At 65.7% G+C, this 25,018-nt stretch carries 24 protein-coding genes; 11 read left to right on the forward strand and 13 right to left on the reverse strand.

The genetic code is table 11. The features are described from left to right. The first annotated feature begins 156 nt into the window (after window positions 1-156). Entirely contained in the window at window positions 157-1,293 is a 1,137-nt protein-coding gene (locus FB473_RS11470; protein ID WP_167167711.1) for a hypothetical protein, read from the forward strand. On the opposite strand, the gene FB473_RS11475 is transcribed toward FB473_RS11470, so the two are convergent. The 4 genes from FB473_RS11475 to FB473_RS11490 form a co-directional block, all read right to left on the reverse strand. Continuing rightward, window positions 1,208-1,600 carry an ACT domain-containing protein gene (locus tag FB473_RS11475; protein ID WP_167167715.1) on the reverse strand — a complete coding sequence of 131 codons (393 nt, stop codon included), beginning with the start codon at window positions 1,598-1,600 and terminating at the stop codon, window positions 1,208-1,210. The two genes, FB473_RS11470 and FB473_RS11475, sit on opposite strands and share 86 nt — an antisense overlap. Then, window positions 1,597-2,043 carry a sec-independent translocase gene (locus FB473_RS11480; RefSeq protein WP_208390533.1) on the reverse strand — a complete coding sequence of 149 codons (447 nt, stop codon included), beginning with the start codon at window positions 2,041-2,043 and terminating at the stop codon, window positions 1,597-1,599. Before FB473_RS11480 ends, FB473_RS11475 begins: the two co-directional genes overlap by 4 nt. 146 nt (window positions 2,044-2,189) lie before the next feature. Then, the gene (dapA, locus tag FB473_RS11485; RefSeq protein ID WP_167167721.1) at window positions 2,190-3,071 is read right to left on the reverse strand and encodes a 4-hydroxy-tetrahydrodipicolinate synthase; all 882 of its coding nucleotides are present in this window, start codon (window positions 3,069-3,071) and stop codon (window positions 2,190-2,192) included. An 82-nt stretch (window positions 3,072-3,153) separates the two neighbouring features. Continuing rightward, complete coding sequence (locus FB473_RS11490) at window positions 3,154-4,197, reverse strand: hypothetical protein (RefSeq protein WP_167167724.1); 1,044 nt, start codon at window positions 4,195-4,197, stop codon at window positions 3,154-3,156. A gap of 204 nt (window positions 4,198-4,401) precedes the next feature. Here FB473_RS11490 and FB473_RS11495 point away from each other — a divergent pair, with 204 nt between their 5' ends. Next, window positions 4,402-5,043 carry a class I SAM-dependent methyltransferase gene (locus FB473_RS11495; protein ID WP_167167727.1) on the forward strand — a complete coding sequence of 214 codons (642 nt, stop codon included), beginning with the start codon at window positions 4,402-4,404 and terminating at the stop codon, window positions 5,041-5,043. Between the two features lie 73 nt (window positions 5,044-5,116). Here FB473_RS11495 and glgC read toward each other — a convergent pair whose 3' ends face one another. Further along, window positions 5,117-6,343: a glucose-1-phosphate adenylyltransferase gene (glgC, locus tag FB473_RS11500; RefSeq protein ID WP_167167731.1), complete on the reverse strand. Its 1,227-nt coding sequence runs from the start codon at window positions 6,341-6,343 to the stop codon at window positions 5,117-5,119. Between the two features lie 123 nt (window positions 6,344-6,466). Here glgC and glgA point away from each other — a divergent pair, with 123 nt between their 5' ends. Next, window positions 6,467-7,663, forward strand: coding sequence for a glycogen synthase (glgA, locus tag FB473_RS11505; RefSeq protein WP_167167734.1), 1,197 nt, complete (start codon window positions 6,467-6,469; stop codon window positions 7,661-7,663). A gap of 78 nt (window positions 7,664-7,741) precedes the next feature. Here glgA and FB473_RS11510 read toward each other — a convergent pair whose 3' ends face one another. The 5 genes from FB473_RS11510 to FB473_RS11530 all read right to left on the reverse strand — a co-directional run bounded on the left by FB473_RS11510 (window position 7,742) and on the right by FB473_RS11530 (window position 10,379). Next, window positions 7,742-7,909 carry a DUF3117 domain-containing protein gene (locus FB473_RS11510; protein WP_167167737.1) on the reverse strand — a complete coding sequence of 56 codons (168 nt, stop codon included), beginning with the start codon at window positions 7,907-7,909 and terminating at the stop codon, window positions 7,742-7,744. 176 nt (window positions 7,910-8,085) lie between these two features. Further along, window positions 8,086-8,469: a DivIVA domain-containing protein gene (locus tag FB473_RS11515; protein ID WP_167167740.1), complete on the reverse strand. Its 384-nt coding sequence runs from the start codon at window positions 8,467-8,469 to the stop codon at window positions 8,086-8,088. A gap of 14 nt (window positions 8,470-8,483) precedes the next feature. Further along, window positions 8,484-9,569: a succinyl-diaminopimelate desuccinylase gene (dapE, locus tag FB473_RS11520; RefSeq protein WP_167167743.1), complete on the reverse strand. Its 1,086-nt coding sequence runs from the start codon at window positions 9,567-9,569 to the stop codon at window positions 8,484-8,486. Window positions 9,570-9,579: 10 nt separating this feature from the next. Further along, window positions 9,580-9,816, reverse strand: coding sequence for a helix-turn-helix domain-containing protein (locus tag FB473_RS11525; protein WP_167167746.1), 237 nt, complete (start codon window positions 9,814-9,816; stop codon window positions 9,580-9,582). Beyond that, entirely contained in the window at window positions 9,816-10,379 is a 564-nt protein-coding gene (locus FB473_RS11530) for a DUF2975 domain-containing protein (RefSeq protein WP_167167749.1), read from the reverse strand. The genes FB473_RS11525 and FB473_RS11530 overlap by 1 nt, the downstream gene beginning before the upstream one ends. A gap of 247 nt (window positions 10,380-10,626) precedes the next feature. On the opposite strand from FB473_RS11530, the gene dapD reads away from it, so the two are divergent. Together dapD and FB473_RS18490 are read left to right on the forward strand one after the other, a co-directional pair. Beyond that, window positions 10,627-11,595 (forward strand): 2,3,4,5-tetrahydropyridine-2,6-dicarboxylate N-succinyltransferase, encoded by a 969-nt coding sequence (gene dapD / locus FB473_RS11535; RefSeq protein ID WP_167167752.1) that lies wholly within the window; start codon window positions 10,627-10,629, stop codon window positions 11,593-11,595. Window positions 11,596-11,603: 8 nt separating this feature from the next. Continuing rightward, window positions 11,604-12,479, forward strand: coding sequence for a hypothetical protein (locus FB473_RS18490; protein ID WP_167167755.1), 876 nt, complete (start codon window positions 11,604-11,606; stop codon window positions 12,477-12,479). A gap of 85 nt (window positions 12,480-12,564) precedes the next feature. On the opposite strand, the gene dapC is transcribed toward FB473_RS18490, so the two are convergent. The 3 genes from dapC to FB473_RS11555 all read right to left on the reverse strand — a co-directional run bounded on the left by dapC (window position 12,565) and on the right by FB473_RS11555 (window position 15,869). Next, on the reverse strand, window positions 12,565-13,671 hold the full coding sequence (gene dapC / locus FB473_RS11545; protein WP_208390797.1) for a succinyldiaminopimelate transaminase: 1,107 nt from the start codon (window positions 13,669-13,671) through the stop codon (window positions 12,565-12,567). Beyond that, the gene (fdxA, locus tag FB473_RS11550) at window positions 13,668-13,988 is read right to left on the reverse strand and encodes a ferredoxin (protein WP_167167758.1); all 321 of its coding nucleotides are present in this window, start codon (window positions 13,986-13,988) and stop codon (window positions 13,668-13,670) included. Before fdxA ends, dapC begins: the two co-directional genes overlap by 4 nt. 123 nt (window positions 13,989-14,111) lie before the next feature. Continuing rightward, window positions 14,112-15,869, reverse strand: a complete 1,758-nt coding sequence (locus tag FB473_RS11555) for a VanW family protein (protein WP_167167761.1) — start codon at window positions 15,867-15,869, stop codon at window positions 14,112-14,114. A 344-nt stretch (window positions 15,870-16,213) separates the two neighbouring features. Here FB473_RS11555 and fumC point away from each other — a divergent pair, with 344 nt between their 5' ends. The 6 genes from fumC to cas5e all read left to right on the forward strand — a co-directional run bounded on the left by fumC (window position 16,214) and on the right by cas5e (window position 25,016). Next, window positions 16,214-17,620, forward strand: a complete 1,407-nt coding sequence (fumC, locus tag FB473_RS11560; RefSeq protein WP_167167762.1) for a class II fumarate hydratase — start codon at window positions 16,214-16,216, stop codon at window positions 17,618-17,620. A 470-nt stretch (window positions 17,621-18,090) separates the two neighbouring features. Next, on the forward strand, window positions 18,091-20,952 hold the full coding sequence (gene cas3, locus FB473_RS11565) for a CRISPR-associated helicase Cas3' (protein ID WP_167167765.1): 2,862 nt from the start codon (window positions 18,091-18,093) through the stop codon (window positions 20,950-20,952). Beyond that, a complete protein-coding gene (gene casA / locus FB473_RS11570) occupies window positions 20,949-22,565 on the forward strand; it encodes a type I-E CRISPR-associated protein Cse1/CasA (protein ID WP_167167768.1) in 1,617 nt (538 codons plus the stop codon). Before cas3 ends, casA begins: the two co-directional genes overlap by 4 nt. Beyond that, the gene (gene casB / locus FB473_RS11575) at window positions 22,562-23,209 is read left to right on the forward strand and encodes a type I-E CRISPR-associated protein Cse2/CasB (protein WP_167167771.1); all 648 of its coding nucleotides are present in this window, start codon (window positions 22,562-22,564) and stop codon (window positions 23,207-23,209) included. Before casA ends, casB begins: the two co-directional genes overlap by 4 nt. Continuing rightward, window positions 23,206-24,321: a type I-E CRISPR-associated protein Cas7/Cse4/CasC gene (gene cas7e / locus FB473_RS11580; protein ID WP_167167774.1), complete on the forward strand. Its 1,116-nt coding sequence runs from the start codon at window positions 23,206-23,208 to the stop codon at window positions 24,319-24,321. Before casB ends, cas7e begins: the two co-directional genes overlap by 4 nt. Then, on the forward strand, window positions 24,318-25,016 hold the full coding sequence (gene cas5e / locus FB473_RS11585; RefSeq protein ID WP_167167777.1) for a type I-E CRISPR-associated protein Cas5/CasD: 699 nt from the start codon (window positions 24,318-24,320) through the stop codon (window positions 25,014-25,016). The genes cas7e and cas5e overlap by 4 nt, the downstream gene beginning before the upstream one ends. Window positions 25,017-25,018: the final 2 nt, after the last annotated feature.

Here is a 25,018-nt window from a genome sequence, read left to right on the forward strand (position 1 = left end):
ACAAGCTCAACGACCCACGGCCAGAGCGGGAAGCCCGATCCGGACGACAACCCGCCGGGCATCCGTCGCTTTTCGACAAGCTCAACGGCCCACGGCCGGCACAACTCGACCAGCGTCTCGGGCCGGACGACCGGATGCTGATGCGAGAATGTCGCCATGACCGCCTCCGACCTGGCCCGGCTGGAATCAGCGAAGGCGTTGCGGCCGCGTCCGGCGACCCCCGCGCTCCTCGGCTTCTACCACGTGACTTTCGACGCGCTCACGGGAAAGCGCGGCGTCGAGGCCCGGCTCCGCCGTGATCTGCTGCGGCAACGGCAGGTGGCGCTGGTCGGGGCGATGGGGTCGGGGAAGACCAGCGTCATCGAGTACGTGCTCGGCCCCGAGGGCGAGGGGTCGGCCAACGAGAACTCCCGCGTCTTCCTGCCGATCGTCTTCCCCGTCCGTGACGAACGCATGGCGTTGCTCACCGACCCGGGCGAGTTCGTCGAGCAGCTCGGTGATGTCATCCGGGACGCGGCCCAGCGCAACTTCGCGGGCGACCGCACGTTCACCCGTCCCAAGCCGCGGACGCGGAGCCGTTCGTCCCGCAAGACGATCGTGGCACCCTCGGTGATCGACCCGACGACCGGGCTCCAGCTACGGCTGGAACTTGCCCGCGAGGTCGTCGACGCGCTGTCCGGCGATCGTCCGTCGAGCCGCGACCGGCTCGCGGAGCTTCGGGGCGTGCTGCAACTCGTCCGCGATCGCGGGCTCGAACCGGTGCTCGTGTTCGACGACCTCGACCAGTGGCTGGGCAGCGGTGGCGAGGCCCGGGACGCCCGGACGCGGTTCTGGCGCCAGGTGCCGCGCATTCTCGCCGAATCGCTGTCGGTCGCCGCCGTTCTCGCCGTCCAGCCCGATGCCCTGGACGAGACGTTCGAACCAGCCCGCGACGTCGTGCGGCCCATCGTCCTGCCACGTGTCCCGGATGCCTCCGGGCTCGGACGCGTCCTCGACCGGCGGATCGGGTTCGAGCTGAGCCCGGGCCACGATCGCACCACCGTGGTGACCGCGGACGCGCTACAGGAACTCTTCGAGTACTACCGTCAGGGTTCGGGCAGCATCCGCCTCGACGTGCTGCGACCGCTCGAACTCGCCCTGGACGCGGCCCTCGACGCCGGGGACACGGGGCCGGTCACGGCCGCGGGACTGCGTGACGTGCTGGGGCTCAGCCCAGGCCGCGCAGCACCGCCACCGCGTCTTCCCGCTGGTCCCAGCCGACGAGCAGGTGATCATGGAACGCCCCCGCGATGACGTTGCAACTGATGCCCGCCTCTGCCAGGGCCGTGGCGACGGCCGCGGTCAGCCCGACCGCCTCGAGTGCGGAATGCACCTGAAGGGTGATGAGCGCGGCCACGTAGTCGTGGGCGAAGCCGAGGGCATCCGCCTCGTCCCTGGTCAGCACGAGTGTCAGCCCCTCGGGCTCGCGAACCGTCGCGAACGGTAGGCATCCGCTCGGCACATCGTCCGTCACGGCGTACACCATCGGATCGGGTGACAGCACGGGGGTCATGTCGCGCAGCAGGACGCCCAGGTCGGTGATTCCGCGTGTGTCGCTCATGTTGCCTCCGAGTCCCAGGCCACCAGCGGTGTCACCGTGGCAGGTGCGGCCGGTTCACTGCCTGTCGCCTGCGATTGTGTGGTGGAGCCGACGATGGTCTTCACCTCGGACCTCGCCTGGCCGACGTCGGCGGCCGAGCCGTTGAGGTCGGCCTTGACCCCGTCGAGCTCGCGTTTGATGTCGTTGAGGTCGTTCTCCACGTCGGCCAGCAGCAGCTTGCTCACCAACGTCTTGGGGTTGAGGTCGGACGGCTTGAGATCCTTGTACTCGGGCCCCAACTCGTCCTTCAACTGGTTGGTGGCCTGGTTGGCGAAAGCCCGCACGAAGTGGACGATCCGCGCCGCCCTCCGTGATACCTCGGGAAGCTTCTCGGGCCCGAACATGATGACCGCGAGCACCAGCAGCAGCACGAACTCGGCGCTGCCGATGCCAAAGATCTCCATCGGAACCACTCTGACAGGCTAGCCCGGCAGACCGAACCTGGCCAAGAAGGGCCACCGACGCGGCCCGGCATCGTCAACGTGGAAAGTTGTGGTTCGACTACGCACCACAACTTTCCACGTTGACGCTGATCTCCCCGATCCGGCGCTCAGAGGTCGGCGGCGTCCAGGACGGCGGCGAACGCCGCGGCCTGCTCGTCCGACGCGGGACGCAACGGCTCGCGCAGCCCGCCCACCGGGAAGCCCTGGTGCGCCAGCCCGGCCTTGACCAGCATCACGCCCTGGGTCGCGAACACCCCGGTGTACACCGGCAGCAGAGCGCGGTAGACGCGCAGGGCCTCGTCCCTGTCGCCTGCCAGCCAGGCGTCGAGCAACTGCCGGGTGCGGCGTCCGGTGAAGTGGGTCGACGTGCCGACGACGCCCACGGCGCCGACCGCGAGCAGCGGCAGCACCTTGGCGTCGTCCCCGGCGTAGTAGGCCAGGTCGGTCTGCGCCATCACCTGGGCGGACGCGACGATGTCGTTCTTGGCGTCCTTGACGCCGACGATGTTGCGGTGCCGGGCGAGTTCCAGCAGCGAGGCGGTCTCGATGGGACGCCCGGCGCGGTGGGGAATGTCGTAGAGCACCATGGGCAGGTCGGTCGCACCGGCGAGGGTCTGGAAGTGCGCCACCAGCGCGTCCTGCGGGGGCAGCGAGTAGTACGGGGTGACCGCCAGCAGGCCGTCGGCCCCGGCCATCGCTGCCTGCCTGCAGAGTTCCACCGAGTGCGCCGTGTCGAACGTACCGACACCGGCGAGCACCTTCGCCCGATCGCCGATGGCCTCCTTCACCGCCGAAACCAGCGCGGCCTTCTCCTCGTCCGACGTCGTCGGGGCCTCCCCCGTCGTCCCGTTCACCAGGACGCAGTCGTTGCGCTGTTCGTCCACCAGCCTGCTCGCCAGTTGCTGCGCCCGCTTGAGGTCGACGGCCCCGTCGCCATCGAGGGGCGTCACCATGGCGGTCATCAGCCGACCAAGTATCGGTTCGCTCATGGGAACCATGCTAGGCATTCACCACCATCGCCCGTTCCTCGTCCACTCCGGCCCGGGAAGCGATCGGGCGCACCGGCACGCGCTATGAGGCCGATCCGCGATGGGTGCGAACCGGTCCGAGCTTGTCCTCGATCCGCGCGTAGGCGTGCCGGGCCGCGACCTCGAGCATGTGCCCGGGCCGTTTGGTCTGTTGCTTGGCGAGGGTGAGGCGGCGGCTGGTCTCCGGGTCGATCTTCATCCCGTAACGAGCGAGAAGGTACTTCCAGGTGATCGAGGCCGCGGCGCTCGTCGAGACCAATCCCGGCTGCACCACCTCACGCATGGTGGCCCACTTCGGACTGGTCTGGCGCCATTCGGTCTCCTCCATGTCGTTGCGGGCGTCCCACAGAAGCACCCTCTTCTTGTCGTATCTCGCGACGTGCTCGTCTCTCACCACGCTCTTGGCCTGGACGCCGATGACCTGGCCGTCCGTCATGCGAAGGACGAGGAAGTCGACGTTGTACTTGGCGTTCCAGTCCTCGAACTGCGCCGGGGCCGCCATGACGAGATACTCGGGATGCTTCATGCACATGTACTGGAGCGAGATGATGGTGTCGAACTCCGTCAGCAGGCCCTGCCGGAAGCCGCGGACGCCCTCGCTCTCCTTCGAGAAGTACTCGGGGTGATTCGACGCGTCACGCTGGATGTCAGCGAACTTCGCGGCCCTGAGCGCCGTCTCCGTCCAGGCGCTCCGCCAATCGGCGCTCGTGGGGCGCCGCGTCATGACCTGCGTGTGCCACTGAACGAGGACGTCGAAGGCCCATAGCTGCTCCTGGCTGAGTTGCACGAAGAAGAACTGCCCGAGACGACGGTTCCGCAGATCCTCCGAGTCGGCCGGCACGTTCTCGATGCGGCGTATGAGTTCCCCGCTCACCGGCCTGGCCTCCAGCAGGTACTGCTCCCACATGCACATCTCGTCGATCAACGCGGCGGGCACGGTCATACCCCGGAAGACCAGCCATACCACCTCTCCGTACATCGCGTTCATCTCGTGCAACGGCGCCAGGTAGCGCTCGACGAACTCGTCGGGATCGGGCTTGCGGCTGTGAAAACGCAAGTGGACATCGGTGTACGGGCGATGATGCATGGGTCGTACCCCTGGGGGTCGGTTGTATCAGACCAGACGTGCCGCTACCGCCTAATCCATCGCGCCTCGCCCGAAGCGTTGCACAACAATCCATGCGTTGCACAACAGCCGATGCGTTGCGTCATGGAACAGGGTTCACGCCGGATATTAGCGACCGGTCCGGCGGAAGCCAACTCCGCGCCGAGGTACGGCTAGGCTGGCCGCGTGAGTGAGATCTTTCTGCTCAACGAGCGTTCGCTGGCCACCGCCGAGGACTTCGTGCCCGCACCGGAGCCGGTGCGCTCCGCACGCGACGAAGCTCTCGCCGCCGGTGCACCGACTCCGTCCAACGGGGTGACCACCGCGCTGACGTTCCTGTGCCGCGTGCTCGACGCGAAGGCCGTCGTCGAGGTCGGCACCGGCACCGGCACCTCGGGCCTGGCGATGTTCGCCGGCATGAATCCCGACGGCGTCCTCACCAGCATCGACTCGGAGGCCGATTGGCAGTTGTCGGCCAAGCAGGCGTTCGGCGCCCAGGGCATCGCCACGCGGCGGTTCCGGCTCATCCCGGGTTCGCCGCTCGACGTGCTCAACAACCTGCGCGACAGCGCTTACGATCTCGTCCTCATCAACGGCGACAAGCTCGAATACGTCGAGTACATCGCCCAGGCCGAGCGCCTGCTGCGCCGCGGCGGGGTTGTCGTCGCCAACGACGCACTGTGGCACAACCTCGTGGCCGACCCCACCGACGAGTCCGACGAGTCCGTCATCATCCGCGAGGCGCTCGCGGCCGTCACCGGCAACGACGCCTTCACCCCTGTGTTGCTGCCCCTGGGTGAGGGCCTGCTCGCAGCCGTCAGGAACTGACCACCACCGGGCGAACGGCGCCGGCCCCCACAAGAGGGTCGGCGCCGTTCATCGTTGTGCGTCCCCGATGGGCCTATCCCGCGAGGGTGACCTCGGCGTTCTTGGGCACCACGGTCACCCCGTTGGGCGACACGTGGAAGCCGCGGGCCTCGTCCGCCTCCCGGTCGATCCCGATGTGCACCCCGTCGGCCACCACGACGTGTTTGTCGAGGATGACATTGCGCAGGATGCAGTTGCGGCCGATGCGCGCCTGGCTCATCACGATGCAGCGATCGAGGGACGCGTGGTCCTCGACCCTCACCCCCGGGCTCAGGACGCTGTGGTCGACGTCCCCACCCGAGATGATGCAGCCGCTGGTGACGATCGAGCTCTCGGCGGTGCCGTGCAGGGTGAACTTGGCACCGGGCAGTTGCATCTGCGAGGTCAGGATCGGCCAGTCGTTGTTGTAGAGGTTGAACTCCGGCACGACCGAGATGAGGTCCATGTGCGCGTCGAAGAATGCGTCGATGGTGCCGACGTCGCGCCAGTAGTTGCGGTCCTTCTCCGTGGCGCCCGGTACCTCGTTGTCGGTGAAGTCGTAGACGCCGCAGTCCCCCTTCGTGACGAAGGCGGGAATGATGTTGCCGCCCATGTCGTGCTTGGACTCCTGGTTGTGCGCATCGAACTCGAGCATGTCGACCAGGGCTTTGCGGGTGAACACGTAGTTACCCATGGACGCGAACGACTCGTCGGGCGAGTCGACCAGGCCCGGCGGGTCGGACGGCTTCTCCAGGAAGCGCTCGATGACCCGGTCGGCGCCGGAGTCGATGATGCCGAACGCGGACGCCTCGGAGCGCGGGACGCGGATGGCGGCGACCGTCGCGTCCAGGCCGGAGTCGATATGGGCATGGACCATCTGCATGAAGTCCATGCGGTAGATGTTGTCGGCCCCGACGACCACGATGTAGTCGGGGTCCTCGTCGTTGATCAGGTTCATCGACTGGTAGATCGCATCGGCACTTCCCTGGAACCAGTGGGGCCCGCGACGCTGCTGGGCCGGAACCGGCGTGATGTAGTTACCGAGCATGTTCGACATGCGCCAGGCGATCGAGATGTGTCGGTCGAGCGAATGCGACTTGTACTGGGTGAGGACCGCGACCTTGGTCAGGTTGGAGTTGACCATGTTCGACAAGGCGAAATCGATGAGCCGGTAGGTGCCCCCGAAAGGGACTGCGGGCTTGGCCCGGTCTGCAGTGAGGGGCATCAGGCGCTTCCCCTCACCGCCGGCCAGGATGATGGACAGGATCTTGGGCGTGGCCATGGCACGAACCTAGGGGGTTGAGGCTGGGACCACAAGCGAATGCGCAAATTGCCAAGACTCCGGAGCCAACGTGCCGGGTGAGGCTGATTCCATCGGGTGCGCACGGTGTGCGAGCATCGAGGCATGCGCGTTTCCGTCCTCACCCGCGAATACCCTCCTTCCATCTATGGCGGCGCCGGTGTCCATGTGGGGCAGCTCGTCCCCCGGCTCGCACAGCTCGTCGATGTCGACGTGCAGTGCATGGGCGACGACAGGCCCGGCGCGACTGCCCACCGCGAGGAGTACCCGCCCGGCGCCAACAATGCGCTGAAGGTCTTCGGCGCCGACCTGTCGATGGTGGCGTCTCTGCCCGACGTCGACGTCGTCCACTCACACACGTGGTACGCGAACCTGGCCGGCCTGCTGGGCGGGGTCTACAAGTCGGTGCCGCACGTCATCACGGCGCACTCGCTGGAGCCGTTGCGCCCCTGGAAGCGCGAGCAGCTGGGTGGCGGGTACGAGCTGTCGAGCTGGGCCGAGCGCACCGCCTACGAGCAGGCCGACGCGATCATCGGCGTGAGCTCCGCGATGCGGGACGACATCCTGCGCTGCTACCCGCAACTCGACCCGGGCAAAGTGCACGTCGTCCTCAACGGCATCGACACCACCGAGTTCTACCTGGACGAGGCACACGATTTCTGCGATCGGTTCGGGATCGACCTCGATCGTCCCTCGGTCGTGTTCGTCGGGCGCATCACCCGCCAGAAAGGGCTCGTGCATCTGGTGAGAGCCGCCACCCGGCTGGACGAGGGTACCCAGGTCGTGCTGATGGCCAGTTCCCCCGACACCGAGGAGATCAAGCAGGAGTTCGCGACGGCATTCGACCGGCTGAAACAGGTCAAGGGGGACGACGCCATCTGGGTGAGCGAGATGACCCCCCGCGAAGGGGTTCGTCAGGTGCTCAGCCACGCGACCGTCTTCGCCTGCCCATCGATCTACGAGCCACTGGGCATCGTGAACCTGGAGGCCATGGCGGCGCAGACCCCGGTCGTGGCCTCGGCGGTGGGCGGCATCCCCGAGGTCGTGGCCGACGGGAAGACCGGGCTGCTCGTCGGTTACGACCCGGCGCAGGCCGACGACGCCGACTACGTGGCGCGGTTCGAGGAGGAGTTCGCCGACCGCATCAACGAGTTGACCCGCGATCCGCAGCGCGCGGCGGCCATGGGCAGAGCCGGCCGGCAGCGCTGCATCGACGAGTTCAGCTGGGAGAAGATCGCCAAGCAGACGGTCGAGGTGTACGAGGCGGCCATCGCCCGATACCACGACCGTCCCGGCCACTGAGCCCCGCCGGATAACACGGCGGGCGGGACCAACCTGAGTGGTCCCGCCCGCCAAGGCCGATCGTGGGGAAGATCCGCTTCAGCCGACTACGCCTTTCAGGCATTCCAGCAGCGAAGCAGCCTCTTCGGCGTTGAGCTCGACCACCAACCGGCCGCCGCCATCGACGGGCACGCGCATGACGATCCCGCGGCCCTCTTTGGTGACTTCCATCGGTCCGTCGCCCGTACGCGGCTTCATCGCGGCCATTACCATCCTCGTTTCTGTCGTCCGACGAACGTACGGATTCCATTATTCCGCATTTCGAGCACAGGCGGCAGGCTCGAAACCCGGTCCCCGGTGCCGCCGCGGGCCACCGGCATCAACGTGGAAAGTTGTGGTGCGTACTCGAACCACAACTTTCCACGTTGTTCGGCCGCACGCGTTCAGTCGCCGGGAATGTCGTCCGGATCGTCCCACCGGGGCGTGTCGTCGGCCCCCGACTGGGCGCGGCGCGGCGCCGAGAACTCGGTCGCCGCTCCGCCCTCGTCGGAGGGGGCGTCCGCCTCGGTGTTCTCATCGGGTGTTCGGCCGGTCATCTCGTCGCGCAGGCGGGCCACGAAGGCATCGACCTGATCCATGGAGTATCCACGTGTGACCACCGCGAACCGCAGGTCGTCGAGGTCGTCGGCGCGCAGTGGGCGATCCTGAGGCAGCGCGGGCACCGGCCGATCGTCCACCTGGGCGGGCATCTCACCCAACCGGCCCGCGGAGGCGACGAACGCCAGACCGATGACGACCACGATCAGCGCGGCGAAGACCCAACCCATGACTCCCAATCGTGTCACACAAGCCTGTGCGCCGGGGCGAGCCAGCGCGCGAGAGCCGCGGCACAGGCGTCGAGATCGGACACCGGGCAGAACTCGTCCACCGCGTGTGCCTTGCCCGAGTCCGCCGGGCCGAAATTCACCGCCGGAATCCCGAGGGACGAGAACCTGGCCACATCCGTCCAGCCGTACTTGGGCCGCGGCTCGCCGCCGACCGCCGCGACGAAGTCGGCCGCAGCGGGCTCGTCCAGCCCCGGACGGGCGGCGGGCGACAGGTCGAGCACGTTCAGCGTCCAGCGGTCGAACCACCGCGTCATGAGCGCGAGCGCCTCGTCGGCGGTCTTGTCGGGGGCGAAGCGGTAGTTGATCTGCACCTCGCACGAGTCGGGAATCACGTTGCCGGCCAATCCGCCCTGGATCATCGTGGCGTTGAGCCCCTCCCGGAAGACGAGCCCGTCGACCTCGACCTCGCCGCAATCGAACTCCCGTACCCGGTCGATGACCTCGGCCATGTCGTGGATGGCGTTGTGCCCGAGCCACGAGCGCGCGCTGTGCGCGGCAAGGCCGGTCGTGGTGATGTCGAAGCGCATCGTGCCCTGACAGCCACCCTCGATCAGCGCACTGGTCGGCTCCATGAGCACGGCCAGGCTCGCGCCCGCCACCCAATCGGGGTGATGGGCGACGAGGCGTCCCAGCCCGTTGGACGCGACGTCGATCTCCTCGCAGTCGTAGAAGATCCAGGTCACGTCGCGGGCGGGCGCGTCCAGGCGGCGGGCGAGCCAGAGCATGACCGTCACCCCGCCCTTCATGTCGGCGGTCCCGCGGCCGTGGACGATCACCCCGCCGGGTCCGTCGGAGACCTGACTGGGCAGGTTGCCTGCCACGGGCACCGTGTCGAGGTGCCCGGCGATGATCACGCGCTCGGGACGTCCGAGGTTCGTACGGGCCACGACCGCGTTGCCGTCGCGGAGCACCTCGAGGTGGTCGAGCCCTCCGAGTGTGGCCTCGACCTCGTCGGCGAGCCTCGCCTCGTCCCGGCTGACCGATTCGATGTCGACGACGGCCCGGAACAGGGCGAGCAGGTTGTCGGTGGGCAATGCCATGACCGACAGCCTACGCAGGCCGGGGCGCCGGGCTGACCACCAGCAGATCCCCGACCTCGCATCCCAGGGCCTCGCAGATGGCGGTCAGGGTCGAGAACTTGATGGCCCGAGCACGGTCGTTCTTCAGGATCGACAGGTTGACCACAGTGATGCCCACCATGTCCGCGAGCGCGGTCAGGGTCAGGCCGCGCTCGGCCAGCAGTTCGTCCAGGCGACAATGCACCCGGCCCCCGGTCTCCACCGGCATCAGACGAGCCCCTCCGCGTCCTCGGTCAGTTCGAGCCCGCGAGCGTAGATCGCCTGTGCCAGGGCGAGGACGACTGCCCCGAGCACCATCGGCCACACTGTGATGTCACGGAAGCTGAATGCGACCGCGAACTCCTTACGTGTCTGCCCGAGAAGGACGATCAAGAACCAGAACCGGACAACCGGTAGGACCAATCCGTAGACCACAAGCATGATTCCGGTCCATCGCGCGTCGACCAGCGACCTGCGGGTGAACGGCTGACCGTCTTCCGCGCGGCGCAGAAGCCGCAGGACGAGCACGGCGATCACCGCCAGCACTACCCACGAGATCGCCTTCGGGCCGAGATATGCTAGCCGCTGCAGCACCGAAGGGTCGGTGACTGTGAAGATCGCCTCGCCCGTATAGACGGCAGTGGTACCGGGACCGAGCATCGGATCGTCCATCGCAGGCGCGTCGACGAGAGCGTAGGTGGTGAACCGCAGAGGTTCGCCGCCGATCCACTCGCCGATTCCCACGACCAACCTATACAGGGGCCAAGTGGCGACGACCAGGATCACCCACATGCTCAACTTCCAGTAGTCCGACTCACCTGTCCGATAGCCCCGGAACAACCATGAGCACTCCTCACGCGTTTGGTCGACAGTGCGCCGGAGTCGCCCGACACCTATTCCTCGCTCCCCGGCCATACCCATCCCCTCGTGCCGCCCGCGGCTTCCGACATGCGTATCGACTTTCGATACTATCGATTTTCGATAATATCGTCAATCAATACGCCGCACTGATTCGCCAAGTCTCGATAGAGTTGGCCCCATGAGCGAGCTCGACGAAACGCAGGACGACCCCACGACCGCATCCGGAACGACCGCTTGGGGATGGGGGCTGGCCAGCGTCCACACGTCGGGGCAGGTGCTCGACACATGGTTTCCCGAGCCCCGGCTCGGACGCCCCGATGCCGGCTCGGAGCCGCCCGCGATGCTGCGGGCCCATCGGAGCTTCGACCAGTCGCGCGAGGTGACCACCCAGGTCATCGAGAAGGTCATCGAGTTGGACGCGCCGCCGGCCGACACCGTGGACGCCTACCTGCGTCTTCATCTGCTCAGCCATCGTCTGCGCAAGCCGCGCAGCATCAACCTCGACGGCATCTTCGGCGCCCTGCCCAACGTGGTGTGGACGACAGCCGGCCCCTGCCACGCGGAGACCTTCGAGACCGTCCGCGCCACCCTGCGGGGCCACCGCGGCGGCCTGACGGTGTTGTCGGTCGACAAGTTCCCCCGCATGCTCGACTACGTCGTCCCTGGTGGTGTACGTGTCGCCGACGGGGCCCGCGTCCGGCTCGGTGCGCATCTGGCCGAGGGCACCACCGTCATGCACGAGGGATTCTGCAACTACAACGCGGGCACGCTCGGACGCTCGATGGTCGAGGGACGCATCAGCCAGGGTGTCGTCGTCGGCGAGGGCACCGACATCGGCGGCGGCGCGTCCATCATGGGGACGCTCAGCGGCGGCGGCAGGGAGATGGTGACGATCGGGCGGGACTGCCTGCTCGGCGCGGAATCGGGCCTGGGCATCTCGCTCGGCGACAACTGTGTGGTCGAGGCCGGGCTGTATGTGACGGCCGGGACGAAGGTGGGGTTGCCCGACGGTGTCGTCGTCAAGGCTCGTGAGCTCAGCGGCGTCCCGAATCTCCTGTTCCTGCGCGATTCCCAGTCCGGAGCTGTGGTCGTCAGGCCACGCCAGGGGCAGGGGATCGTCCTGAACGACGCGTTGCACAGCAACTAGCGGCGACGATGAGCAGCCAGCGCCGCGGCACGACCTCCTTCAGCAGGTGGTCGGGGCTCGCGACGGTCGCGTTCTTCGTCGCGCTGGCCGCGATCATCGCCACTATCGTCACGCGCATGGCGAGCAACCAGACACAGACCACTCCCTTCCTGCCGGAGCAGGGCTGCCAGGTCACCGTCGACGGCTTCACGACGTTCCTCAACCAGGAACAGGCCGCCAACGCCTCCATCATCGTCGGTGAGTCGATCCGGCGCGGGCTGCCGGCCCGGGCGGCGACGATCGCACTGGTAACCGCTTACCAGGAGTCCGACCTCCACAACCTCGACTACGGTGACCGCGACTCCATCGGCTTGTTCCAGCAGCGGCCGTCGCAGGGCTGGGGCACCGTCGAGGAGATCATGGATCCCTGGTACGCCGCGGGGAAGTTCTACGAAGCCCTGGTCAAGGTGCCCGACTGGGACACCGGCGTCATCAACGACGTCGCCCAGGCGGTGCAGTTGTCGGGACATCCGGACGCCTACGCCCAGCACGAGACCAAGGGACGCGCGTGGGCCAGCGCCCTCACCGGCTACTCCCCCGCGTCGGTCAGTTGCATCGACCGGTCGGAGACGCCGGCCGCCGCCTCGGAGATCACGGACTTCCTCGCGCGCGTCTACGGTGAGGCCGTCACCTGGACGCTGGACGGCCTCACCTTGCAGCTGACCACGCCGGGAGACCCGATCACCTGGTCGGTCGCGCACCTGGCCATGCTCCGCGGGGCTCTGGCGGGCGTGGAGACCGTGCAGGTCGCCGACATGATGTGGATCAACGCGGACGGTGAGTACACCATGTGGCAGACGGTCGAGCCCGCCGTCGCGTCCGTCGTCATCACCTTGCGGGGTTGAGCCCGGCCCTTCGGAAATCATTGGGGTGGATCGTAGGTCGACTACGACCCACGATCCACCCCAATGTCTGTGAGAGCCTTTGCCGTCAGCCCTTGAGCCGGTCGGCGGCGGCATCGACGCGCTCGTCGGTCGCCGTCAGGGCCACGCGCACGTGCTGCGTGCCGGACGGGCCGTAGAAGTCACCGGCCGCCACGAGAATGCCGCGTTCCGCGAGCCATTGGACGCTGGCGCGGCAGTCCTCGCCGCGCGTCGCCCACAGGTAGAGCGAACCCTCTGAACGGTCGATTCGGAATCCGGCGGTGGAAAGCGCTTCCCCAAGCACCTGGCGTCGGCGCAGGTAACGGGCGCGCTGCTCCTCCACGTGAGTTTGGTCGCCGAGGACGGCGACCATCGCGGCCTGCACCGGCGTCGGCACCATCAGCCCGGAGTTGCGCCGCACCTCGAGCAGCTCGGAGACCGCGTCGCCGTCACCGACCACGTATCCGGCGCGGTAGCCGGCGAGGTTGGACCGCTTCGACAGCGAGCCGACCACCAGGAGCCCCTCGGGTGAGCCCTCGCACAGGTCGGCGCGGAGCACGGACGACGGCTCCGCGTCCCAACCGAACTCGGCGTAGCACTCGTCACTGGCCAGCAGTGCGCCGTCGGCGCGGGCGCGGGCGATCCAACGCGCGAGCAGAGTGTCGTCCGCCATAGCCCCATGGGGATTGCTGGGGTAGTTGATCCAGATCAGGGACGCTCGGCCCTCGACCTCGTCGGGGTCGTCGCACAGTTGGACGCGGCATCCGGCGATGCGGGCGCCGACGTCATAGGTCGGGTAGGCGACGGTGGGGATGACGACCAGGTCGTCGGGGCCGAGACCGAGTTGGCTGGGCAGCCAGGCCACGACCTCCTTCGTCCCGATCACGGGCAGCACGCTGCGATCGGGCAGGTCGACCGAGCCCCAGCGATTCGTCATGTACGAGGCGATCGCGGTACGCAACTCGGGGGTTCCCCAGGTCGCCGGGTACCCGGGGGCATCGGACGCGGATGCCAGGGCTTCTCGTGCGATCGCCGGGGTGGGATCCACGGGCGTCCCGACGGACAGGTCCACCAATCCGTCGGGATGCGCCGCAGCGGTTGTCTTCGCCCCTGCGAGAGTGTCCCAGGGGAAGACCGGTAGTTTCGCCGAGACCCTCGTCCAGCGGCTGGTCACTCGCCCTGGGGCGGCAGCGCCGCGACCCGTGGCTCGTCGGATCCGGTCGGGCCGAGCTGGGCGGCACCACCGGGAGAGCCGAGATCGGTGAAGAACTTGGCGTTGATATCGCGCCAATCACGCATCTCGGAGGGCAGGTCGTCCTCGTAGTAGATGGCCTCGGTGGGGCACACCGGCTCACATGCGCCGCAGTCGACGCACTCGTCCGGATGAATGTAGAGGGTGCGGTCTCCCTCGTAGATGCACTGCACTGGACATTCGTCCACGCAGGCGCGATCCTTCACGTCTACGCAGGGCAAAGTAATGACATACGTCATCTCGGGCTCCTGAAGTCATTGGCCTGGACCCCCGTCCACCCGGGGATTGGCATGCACTCTAGCGCTCTCGTTTTACGGCCCGTGTACGAGTGGTCGCCCGTTGGAACAACTCTGAAGCGCACTTCAGGATGCCGTACACGTGATCTGGTCGATCGGCGAGTAGCGCCAGAAGTAGTCCTCGGTGCTTTGTTGCCCTCCCAGCACCAGAATTCGCTGGTAACTGACGTCGAAGCCCGGCGCGGCGCTCTGGGGGACGCATTCGGCACTGTCGGAGGTCTTGGTGGTGCCGTTGACGTAGTTCCACGTCTCGGGCGTGGTCGCCGTCACCGAGTCGTAGTACTGGGTCGACCACACGCGGACGGTGATCGAGCCCTCACCGGGTATGGACGGTGTGATCCACGCCTCCATGAGGACGCCGTAGGGCGTGTCGTTGCGGAACTGCAGGTCGAGGACGCCCTCGTAGACGGTGGCCTCGCGTCCCGCGGGGTAGCGGCTGAAGTACTGCGTGTGCGGGTGATGCTCGATGTCGGTCATGCCCGCGAAGAACGCCGCGTTGTAGGTCGTCGTCGCTACCTGGGAGACCCCGCCACCCACCACGTACTCCAGGTGGTCGCCCACCAGCACCGCGCCGTCGACATAGCCGGTGGACGCGTCGCGCGGGCCTGTGGCCTCCGCGAGGCTGAACGTCTCGCCGGGTTTCACGAGGGTGTTCATGATGCCTGCGGCTGCCAGCCCGAGGTTGGTGTTGCGGTACTGCGAGGCCGGGAAGTAGGTCGTGAACTCCCCCACCACCTCGCGGATGCCGAGGTTCTCGGCGTCCTGGGTCGTGAATCCGGCGGGCACGCCGGTCACTTCGAGCGCGACCTCGCGCGGCTCGGGATCGTCCGACACGCCTTCGAGGCCCTGGACGAACGCCTCCCTGGTCACCGACTGGCCGTCCACCGCCGGCACCACCGTGGGCACGCCGTCGCGGAGTTCGACGGACGCGTCCTGCGGCTCGACGACGGTGAGCTCGTCGGTGATGACGGTGTCGGTGTCGTAGAGCTTCCCGAGGTCGACGGTGGCGCTCAGCGCGCCGTCGGTCGCCGTGACATCGGTGACGGACGCCAGCTGCTCCGCCGTGACGGTCACCTGGCCGTGCGGGGTCGTCACCGTGATCGGCCTGAGCGTCGTTGCGAGATCCGCTGCCACTTCGTCGGCGACCTCGTCGGTGATCCGCGGCGTAGCCGTCGCCAGCTCCGCCCCGACACTGAAGGGCTCGCGCGGGTCGGTCACCGGACGATCCACGGCGGCCCGCCAGGCATCCTCCACCGTCTGCGCGGTGGCATCGTCGTCGAGGGCGGTCCCGGGCACGGCAGGGGTGCGGACGACCTCGGTGCCGGCGAGCGAGAGCCCGGCGTCCACGGGCTCGCGGACGAAGGCGTCCGCGACGCCGGCGAGCGCCGAGGAGAGCTCGTCTTGTTCGACGGTGACCACCGGCGAGGTCTCGCCGCCGCCGGTCAGCACGTGAATGAGGTCGCGGGGGTCCCAGCCGGCACCGACGCCGGCGTGGCGCACCGTTGCCCGGTAGTCGACGGTCAGCCCGGCATCGGCCGGGACGATGGTCGCGCTCTGGCCGTCCTGGCCGGTGAGAGTGAAGGCTGCGGAGTCGGCCGGGCCCAACTCGGCTGTGAGCTTGCTGACGGCTTCGTCGCTCGTCAGGCCGCCGATGGCCACGCCGTTCACACTGGCGTTGCGCGGGGCCGCGCTCTGCGCGAGGACGTGGGCGACGACATAGGCGATTCCCAGCAGGACGATGAGGCTGCCCGCGATGATCGACGCGATCACGACCGGGCGGCGCCCGCGTGATCGGCCGGGGTGGGTGGATGTGGTGGCCGGCATCCGTCTCCTTCAGTGCACGATCCCCTGCCCGGGGTTGCCTCCCCGGATCTGCGCTGGAACACGACCGGCCCAACTCTACGTGACCAGGCGAAGTGGATCGAGCCTTGCGGACGCGTCGGCTGCAGACGCTCCCCGAGCCCACCCAACCGCTCTCTGAGCCTGTCCACCGCTCCCAGAACCCACCTAACCGGTCCCTGAGCCTGTCGAAGGGACCTCCACAAGCCCCCACACTCCCTTCGACAACCTCAAGCACCACCAGACCGGCCCCTGAGCCTGTCGAAGGGAGCCCTCGCACCACCCCCACCCCCGCGTCGAACCAGGAGGCGTCTCGATAGCATTGGGCCATGTCCAGCCGCATAGAGAAGGATTCCATGGGCACCATCGAGGTGCCCTCCGATCACTACTGGGGCGCACAGACTCAGCGCAGCGTGCAGAACTTCGACATCGGCCGTCCGACCTTCGTCTGGGGCCGTCCGATGATCAAGGCTCTCGGTGTGCTCAAGAAGTCTGCCGCCCAGGCCAATGCCGACCTGGGTGAGCTGCCCCACGACATCGCCGACCTCATTGTCCAGGCGGCCGACGAGGTCATCGAGGGCAAGCTCGACGCCGAGTTCCCGCTGGTCGTCTTCCAGACGGGCTCGGGCACCCAGTCGAACATGAACAGCAACGAGGTCATCAGCAACCGCGCCATCGAGATCGCTGGAGGCGAGCTCGGGTCGAAGACGCCCGTGCACCCCAACGACCACGTCAACCGCGGCCAGAGCTCCAACGACACGTTCCCGACGGCCATGCACATCGCCGTGGTCACGCAGATCAACGAGAAGCTGTACCCCGACGTGACCAAGCTGCGCGACACTCTGGCCGCCAAGGCGGAGGCCTACAAGGACGTCGTGATGGTCGGCCGCACCCACCTGCAGGACGCCACCCCGGTGACCCTCGGCCAGGTCATCAGCGGCTGGGTCGCCCAGATCGACTTCGCGCTCGAGGGCATCCGGTACGCCGACTCGCGGGCGCGTGAGCTCGCCATCGGCGGCACCGCCGTGGGCACGGGCCTCAACGCCCACCCGGAGTTCGGCAAGCTGACCGCGAAGAAGATCTCGGAGCAGACCGGCATCGAGTTCGTCCAGGCACCCAACCTCTTCGCGGCCCTGTCGGCCCACGACGCGCTGGTGCAGGTGTCGGGCGAACTGCGCGTGCTGGCCGACGCGCTGATGAAGATCGCCAACGACGTGCGCTGGTACGCGTCCGGCCCCCGCAACGGCATCGGCGAACTGCTCATCCCCGAGAACGAGCCGGGCAGCTCGATCATGCCGGGCAAGGTGAACCCGACCCAGTGCGAGGCCACGACCATGGTGGCCACCAAGGTGTTCGGCAACGACGCCACCGTCGGCTTCGCCGGCAGCCAGGGCAACTTCCAGCTCAACGTGTTCAAGCCCGTCATGGCCTGGTGCTGCCTGGAGTCGATCCAGTTGCTCGGGGACGCCTGCGTGTCGTTCAACGACCACTGCGCCGTCGGCATCGAGCCGAACCCTGTGAAGATCAAGGCCAACCTGGACGCGAACCTCATGCAGGTGACCGCCCTCAACCGCCACATCGGCTACGACAAGGCCTCCACGATCGCGAAGAACGCCCACCACAAGGGGCTGACCCTGCGGGAGTCGGCGCTGGAGACGGGCTTCCTGACCGCCGAGGAGTTCGACAAGTGGGTCGTGCCCGTCGACATGACCCATCCGAGTGCCGCCTCTGAGTAGAGCGCCAGTTTGGAGCTTGCGGGCCGTCTGCCATGGGGTGGGCGGCCCGCTTTGTAGTGTCCCGCGGGCGTCGCGACTTGCGCACGGAATTGCAGGACTGGCAGCTGCTTCGGCAGCGCCCCGCGCGGCACGAGGCAGTAAAGCTCCGACAAGACTTCGTGGGAACATGGCAAGCTGGGAGCACAGGCCGGAATCGGTCGCTGCTCCCCGCAGTGCGGGGATGATCCGTTGGTGGTCAGTGGGTGGGAGTGCAAACGAACCTCACACGGAGAGTGTTCCCCGCTATGCGGGGCGTAATGGGCCGCATCTTCACTCCCCTTGGGGGACGCTCCCTCTGTCGGTCGGAGGGCGCTGTCGAACAACTTTAGAACTTGGTTGTGAGGGGGTGAGAGTGGAGGTATGGGGGTGAGAGAGGGGGATTGACGGCAACGCTACCGGAGCACTAGCCTCTCTTTCAGGAGGTATCCGATGTGAAGGACATCACTTGTCGCGAGGCGCCTAAAGTAGAGAACGCCACTGACCCGTTCTATCTGGTCCCTCCGACAGTTTTCGCAGTTTGGGCCAAGCACGATCGGCAAAGCGGCAGCTACATGCCGTTGCCGCAACACTGCGCCGATGCAGCTGCTGTAGCCCGCATCCTCTGGGACGAGGGTTTGGCTCCCGCCACACGTGGAATCGTCGAACGGGCCCTCGGCGATTCTGCCGAACTAGCACAGAAACTAGCGGTGTTCCTTGCTTCTGCGCACGACATCGGAAAAGCATCACCCGCGTTTGCAGGCCAACTGCCGTCACAGCGCGACCGCATGGAAGCGGCGGGGTATATCTTCACTCCGACCCTCAGCGAGTTGGAACGCAGACGACTACCCCATTCCCTCGTGTCCCACATTCATCTCACGTCATGGCTCAAGAAGAAGTTCCCTGATGCCCGGCTGCCCATAATCTCGTCGATCGCGATTGTGCTCGGCGGGCACCACGGAGTATTCCCCGCACCGGAAGGGGTGCAGGCGCTCACAGTAGCAAGCAGAGGTTTCGGAAACAAGCAATGGTATGCGGCGCGGGAATCCCTCCTCGAGAAGGCACAACTCACAGCCCGACTCAGTGACAAGGAACTCCACGAAATCGTAAGCACTGGTCTTGACCAGCCTAGCCAACTCGTTCTAACCGGCTTTGTGATCCAGTGCGACTGGATCGCATCCAACGTCGACCTTTTCCCCTACCAAGGCACCAGCGCGTTCACGGGCCATCACCTGCAGAACTCCTCCGAACGCGCCCTTCGCGCTCTGCACGAGCTCGACCTCCCGCAACCTTGGCGGCCCAACGCCCCTGACGCCGACAAAGTGTGGGCGGCCCGATTCAATCTGCCGCCGAAAGCTCTCCCCCGACCCATCCAGCGAGCGATGCTCGATGTCGCGCGCAAGGCAACAACCCCCGGATTCTTCATCCTCGAAGCGCCGACAGGTGAGGGTAAGACCGAGGCTGCGCTGGCCGCAGCTGAGGTCCTTGCCCAACGATTCGGTTGCGGTGGGCTGATGATCGCCTTGCCCACTCAGGCCACAAGCGACGCTTTGTTCGCGCGTACCTTGGCTTGGCTGAGGCGAACGGTTCCGCCCGAGGAGTCCGCGTCGGTCGCGCTCAGCCACGGAAAAGCGGAGTTCAACGAGGACTACACGCACCTTCGCTTCCCCAACACCCGGGATGTATACGACGACTCGCTTCCCAGTCAGCCAGCTCTGCGGGCGCATTGGTGGCAGTCAGGCCGGAAAAAGTCGGTACTAGCCGACTTTGTCGTCGGCACGATCGATCAGGTGCTCTTCGCAGCGCTCGTCTCACGCCACCTGATGCTGAGATACCTAGGCCTCAGCGGCAAGGTAGTGATTCTCGACGAGGTCCATGCTGCAGACGAGTACATGCAGATCTACCTCGATCGTGCCCTCGAGTGGCTCGGAGCACTCAATGTGCCGGTGATCGCGTTGTCAGCAACGCTACCGCCCCACCGTCGTGCGGCCATGCTTAACGCTTACCAGTGCGGCCGCGGTGATGCCCTTGAAACGCGCAACCAAACAGCGTCCGTTGCCGAGACGGCCACCCAATACCCGATCATCACAACCACCGACACCGCATCGATCACTCCCGAGCGCTCCAGCCGCTCCATCGCTGCCCGAGTCGAACTCTTTGACGAGGACCCCGCTGGACTTGCCGACCTAGCGATTAAGCGCACGACTTCGGGCGGCTGCGTCGCGATCATCCACAACACCGTCGACCGTGCTCAGCAGACCTACCTACGTCTTCGTGAGGCACTAGGCGACGACGTGGTGCTGCTTCACTCGCGGTTTATGACGGAAGATCGGCTCGCGCTCGAAACTGCCTTGCGCAAGAAGCTCGGCCCACTCACCACCGGGGAACAACGGCCCCAACGCCTCGTTGTCGTCGCGACCCAGGTGATCGAGCAATCGCTGGATCTCGATTTTGATCTCATGATTAGCGATCTGGCTCCCATCGATTCGCTAATTCAGCGCTTGGGGCGCCTTCACCGGCACGATCGTCCTTCATCCGACCGACCCGCTGGAATGGCTGAGCCGGAACTGATCGTGACGGGCCTAAGCACAGCTGACTCGGTTCCCACCTTCGTCACCGGCTCTTCTCGGGTATATGGAAATGCCCTCCTGTTTCGCACGCTTGCGGTGCTTGCCAACCGCATCGGGCCTGGCGGCACGCTGACCAGCCCTGACGATGTGGCGTTACTTGTGCGTGATGCCTACGATCCCGAACTCTCTTGCCCATCCGGGTGGGAGGAATCGTGGCAAGCTGCCGAACTGGACCGTTCTACCCGGTTGGCCGAACAGCACCAGCGCGCATCCAGCGGATGCGTCCAATCTCCCAGGAAAGGTGCCCGAGCTCTGCTCGGGTGGTCCGACTCCGCATCGGATGCCTCGGATGACCAAACAGCCAGGCGAGCGGTCCGCGACACCGACGACGCAATCGAGGTCGTGCTCGTCCAGCGTGGCAATGACGGGCGCGCAATGACTCTGCCCTGGCTTGATAGGCACGCAAGCGAGTACGTCGATCTTGGTCCCCAAATTGCACCCGATCTTGCCCGGGCCATCGCGCGGTGCACCCTGCGTCTTCCTGGGTGGGTCTCATCCGGGCGGCTGGGCGACCAGATAATCGAAGAGCTCGAGGACAACTTCTTCAGTACATGGCAGGACTCACCGTGGCTGAAGGGCGTCCTCGCCCTCGTTGTCAGCCCTGACCTGACGGCAAAGGTCGCGGGACAGGTTTTCCGATATGACCGACATCTCGGTCTGGTCATTGAGAAGGGAGAGAAAGCTTGACTAACCCAGTTTTCAACGCAGTGGACGATCCGTGGATCGTCGTCAGGAACGTTCGGGGCGACACCGAGACCGTGGGTATCCGCGATCTTTTTCGCCGCGCCCACGAGTTCAGAGACCTCGCCGGAGAACTGCCCTCACAGGACTTCGCCGTTTTCCGGGTACTGCTCGCTGTGCTCTATCGCGCGCTCGATACCGAGCCGTGGGACGAACCGGAGGAGCAGTGGGCAAAGTGGTGGAACGCTGAGACGCTCCCTCTCTCGCCGATCGAGGCATATTTGGACCATTGGCGTCATCGGTTCGAGCTATTCGACCCGGTACAGCCGTGGTTCCAGGTAGGTGGGCTTGAGTCGGTCAGCGGCGATACACGTCCGGTCGATCTCCTGGTGCCCGATTGTCCCGCTGCTGGCGGCTTGTTCTCCATGCGAAGGGGATACCAGTCCCTGTCGCCCGCCGAAGCAACCAGATGGATCGTCCACTGCCAGGCATACGACAGTTCTGGGATCAAGACAGGCGCAAAGGGTGATCCACGCGTCAGCGGAGGCAAGGGGTACCCCATTGGTACGGGCTGGGCAGGCTGGTTCGGCGGGCTCACCGTTGTCGGCGACAACCTGCGCGAGACCCTGCTTCTCAACCTTGTGCTCGATCGACCACGCGACGACTCTGACATCCCGATCTGGGAGGAGCCATCACTCGGAGCGGCACCCCGAACTGCGGTCGTGGTGCGCGGTCCCCTCGCCCTGCTCACCTGGCCGCAGCGGCGCATCAGACTGTTTCCCTCGGCGGATGGCACTGTCACGTCGATACTCATCTGCAACGGCGACCCAGTTCCCTACCAATGGCTGGACGAATACGAACTGATGAGCGGCTGGCGTTTCAGTGAACCTCAGACGAAGAACTTCAAGAAAACCGTGTACATGCCGCGAGCGCTCGATCCCTCACAGGCACTGTGGCGTGGATTGACAGCACTACTGCCTACTACGGGCTCGCAAGCTGGTAAACCAGACAGGTTCAAGCCGTGCCAAGTCATACGATGGTCATCCAAGCTTGCACTTGCCGAAGCTCTCCCAACCGAGCGCAGAACGCGCATCAAGGCTGTCGGTATCCAGTACGGCCCGCAGTCCGCTTCCTGGGACGAGGTGTTCAGCGACCGACTGGCCTTCAACGTGCTGCTGGCCATCGAAGGCAACAGCGCCGCCAAGGAAACCGTGTACGCAGCTGCTGACCGCTCCAACGACGCGGTGCGCGCCGTCGGTCAACTGGCTGCTAACCTGCAACGCGCCGCCGGAGGAAGTCCCGAGGCAGCGTCGGAGACGGCTCAAGCCCAAGGCTTCGCACGCATTGACGCCCCATTCCGACGCTGGCTCGAGGACCTCAGCGCCAGTTCCGACACCGAACAGGGTTTGACGCAGTGGACGCAGACTCTGCGGGAAGTCGTGCTGGAACTCGGTGACCAACTCTTGCACGAGGCAGGCCCGGCAGCGTGGGTCGGGCGAACAGCCGTCGTCAGCAACACCGAGCGAGTCATAAGCACCGGGCAAGCAGCTGCCTGGTTCCGCAGCGCCGTATCGAAGGTGCTGCCCCAGCCAGCAGTTCCGAAAGGAGAACCAGCATGACAACAGTCACTTCGCCGATTCCGGATCGCCGACGGCCCGGCGAATCGAGCCAATTGCTCGCAGCGTACGTTGGGCGGCGTGCGACCCAGCTTCAGTCGCGCTATCTTGCGCAGGATCCGCGTGCCCGCGCCGACCTCGCACGACTGCGGCGCGCGGTTGGCCGCAGTCCCGGGAGTGATCCGGCGGCCTGGGATGTTATTTTCCGCGATTTTCCGCCCGAGCTGATGGGCCGGAACGATGCTCCCTCGCCGGCTGAGCTTGCCGTAAATGCAGCACTCTGTCTGTTCGGTGTGCATCTGCAATCCGCTGACAAACCCATGCACGTCCAGGATCAAGGTTTGGGCCGCGCAGTCCGCTTGCTATCACGACCCGAGGATACCGAGACGTTCTCGGCTCCGACGATGCGCCGCTTCCACGCTCTCGGCACAGCGACATCGCTGGTCGAGGTATTGCACCACGCTCGCGGCTTGATCCAGCAGTTTCGAGCGGGTGGCATCGGCCTTGACTACGGGCGTCTCGCTGACGATTTTTACTGGCTTCAACGCCCGGCCTCTGCAGACAACGTCCGATTGCGTTGGGCGCGTGACCTTTACCGAATCGACCCACAAACCGAAAATAGTCCCGAAAAGGAGATTTCCGAATGACCACCTTCATTGATCTGCACATTCTCCAAACCGTTCCGCCGAGCAACATCAACCGCGATGACACAGGTAGCCCGAAAACTGCCATATACGGCGGAGTCCGCCGCGCTAGGGTATCTAGCCAAGCATGGAAGCGCGCTACACGCCGAGAGTTCAGCAAGTACCTTGATGAGAGCGAATTGGGCGAACGGACCCTGATCGCCGCCGAACGCATCGCGGAAGTGATAACCGAGTTGAAGCCAGAGCTACGAGACCGCTCGCTCGAACTCGCCACGAACGTTCTCAAGGCTGTAAAGATCAAGGTCACCATCCCCAAGGTGAAGGACGGAACCGAATCGGCAGAAAAGGCGAAGACTGGGTACCTGCTGTTCGTTAGCAACCCTCAGGTGCGCGCGTTGGCCGAACTGGCTATCGCCAACCTCGATGGTTCCATCTCAGCCAAGGACGTTAAGAAAGCCCTGACAGACGGCGTGTCTATCGACATCGCTCTGTTCGGCCGAATGATCGCTGATGCGCCGGATCTCAATGTGGATGCCAGCGCTCAGGTTGCTCACGCCATCAGCGTCCATGGTGTTGACAACGAATTTGACTACTTTACTGCCGTTGACGATCATGCCCCCGCCGATAACGCCGGCGCCGGCATGATTGGAACAGTCGAGTTCAACTCCTCCACGTTGTACCGATACGCCACAGTCAACGCGGACCAACTCGCCAAAGTGCTGGGGTCACCGAAGGCTGCTGCAGCCGCAGTGGAAGCATTCGTTCGCGCGTTCATCGTCTCGATGCCAACGGGCAAGCAGAATACATTCGCCAACCGGACGCTGCCGGACCTCGTCGCACTGATCGTCCGCGATGACCAGCCTGTCAACCTCGTGGGTGCATTCGAGCACCCGATCGAGTCTGAGAACCGCGTTGTTGACGCCACTCGAGCACTCCTACGCCGGGCTGAGGAGATCGACATCGCATTTTCCGTTAGCCCCGTCTTACGGAAAGCCCTTGCTGTCGGCGAAGCCCGCGAAAGGGTGACTGAGGCTGGCATCGAGCTTGCAGACCTCGACGGACTGGTCGTCTCTGCCCGAGACACTGTGGCAGGGCTGTCAACGGTGGCGCAATGAGCACGCTGCTCTTGAGACTCGCGGGCCCGTTACAGTCGTGGGGCGATTCCAGCCGGTTCAACCACCGGCGCACACGCGAGGAGCCTACGAAGAGTGGCGTGCTGGGACTGTTGGCCGCAGCGGATGGACGACGGCGTACCGATCCGATTGAAGACCTGCTGGCTTTGAGATTCGGCGTGAGGACCGATCAACAGGGAACTTTGATCCGTGATTTCCAGACCGAAATTGATTGGAGATCGGGCCGCTCCATGCCGCTGACTCACCGGCACTACTTGGCAGATGCAGCTTTCCTCGCGGCACTAGAAGGTGATTCGAGTTTGATCGAAGCACTGAAGGATACGTTGACGCACCCAGCGTTCCCGCTCTACCTGGGACGCCGTGCCTGTCCTCCGGATGGGAAATTGGTCATCGGCGTCCGCGAGACTTCGTTCCTTGATGCGTTGGTTTCGGAGCCTTGGCTAGCCTCGCCATGGTACAGGCGTAAACAGTCCCGAATAGGAGTGCGGCTACCCATTTGTCGTGACGCGCTTCCGGGCGATCCTGTGCACGACACAGTCCATGATGTCCCGGTCTCGTTCGATCCACGAAACCGCGACTACGGCTGGCGAGATGTCGTCCACGAGTACACGCCGCCGATCGACAATCCGGTTGGCAAAGCGCCCCAACATGATCCGATTGCCCTGCTTGAGGAGTGAGC

This window comes from Brooklawnia cerclae, assembly GCF_011758645.1.
In the GTDB taxonomy this organism is placed as follows: Bacteria; Actinomycetota; Actinomycetes; order Propionibacteriales; family Propionibacteriaceae; genus Brooklawnia; species Brooklawnia cerclae.

Coding starts and splice junctions, on each gene's coding strand:
- FB473_RS11470 (WP_167167711.1), top strand. CDS start 157: ATGACCGCCTCCGACCTGGCCCGGCTGGAATCAGCGAAGGCGTTGCGG.
- FB473_RS11475 (WP_167167715.1), bottom strand. CDS start 1,600: ATGAGCGACACACGCGGAATCACCGACCTGGGCGTCCTGCTGCGCGAC.
- FB473_RS11480 (WP_208390533.1), bottom strand. CDS start 2,043: ATGGAGATCTTTGGCATCGGCAGCGCCGAGTTCGTGCTGCTGCTGGTG.
- dapA (WP_167167721.1), bottom strand. CDS start 3,071: ATGAGCGAACCGATACTTGGTCGGCTGATGACCGCCATGGTGACGCCC.
- FB473_RS11490 (WP_167167724.1), bottom strand. CDS start 4,197: ATGCATCATCGCCCGTACACCGATGTCCACTTGCGTTTTCACAGCCGC.
- glgC (WP_167167731.1), bottom strand. CDS start 6,343: ATGGCCACGCCCAAGATCCTGTCCATCATCCTGGCCGGCGGTGAGGGG.
- glgA (WP_167167734.1), top strand. CDS start 6,467: ATGCGCGTTTCCGTCCTCACCCGCGAATACCCTCCTTCCATCTATGGC.
- FB473_RS11510 (WP_167167737.1), bottom strand. CDS start 7,909: ATGGCCGCGATGAAGCCGCGTACGGGCGACGGACCGATGGAAGTCACC.
- FB473_RS11515 (WP_167167740.1), bottom strand. CDS start 8,469: ATGGGTTGGGTCTTCGCCGCGCTGATCGTGGTCGTCATCGGTCTGGCG.
- dapE (WP_167167743.1), bottom strand. CDS start 9,569: ATGGCATTGCCCACCGACAACCTGCTCGCCCTGTTCCGGGCCGTCGTC.
- FB473_RS11525 (WP_167167746.1), bottom strand. CDS start 9,816: ATGCCGGTGGAGACCGGGGGCCGGGTGCATTGTCGCCTGGACGAACTG.
- FB473_RS11530 (WP_167167749.1), bottom strand. CDS start 10,379: ATGTGGGTGATCCTGGTCGTCGCCACTTGGCCCCTGTATAGGTTGGTC.
- dapD (WP_167167752.1), top strand. CDS start 10,627: ATGAGCGAGCTCGACGAAACGCAGGACGACCCCACGACCGCATCCGGA.
- FB473_RS18490 (WP_167167755.1), top strand. CDS start 11,604: ATGAGCAGCCAGCGCCGCGGCACGACCTCCTTCAGCAGGTGGTCGGGG.
- fdxA (WP_167167758.1), bottom strand. CDS start 13,988: ATGACGTATGTCATTACTTTGCCCTGCGTAGACGTGAAGGATCGCGCC.
- FB473_RS11555 (WP_167167761.1), bottom strand. CDS start 15,869: ATGCCGGCCACCACATCCACCCACCCCGGCCGATCACGCGGGCGCCGC.
- fumC (WP_167167762.1), top strand. CDS start 16,214: ATGTCCAGCCGCATAGAGAAGGATTCCATGGGCACCATCGAGGTGCCC.
- casB (WP_167167771.1), top strand. CDS start 22,562: ATGACAACAGTCACTTCGCCGATTCCGGATCGCCGACGGCCCGGCGAA.
- cas7e (WP_167167774.1), top strand. CDS start 23,206: ATGACCACCTTCATTGATCTGCACATTCTCCAAACCGTTCCGCCGAGC.
- cas5e (WP_167167777.1), top strand. CDS start 24,318: ATGAGCACGCTGCTCTTGAGACTCGCGGGCCCGTTACAGTCGTGGGGC.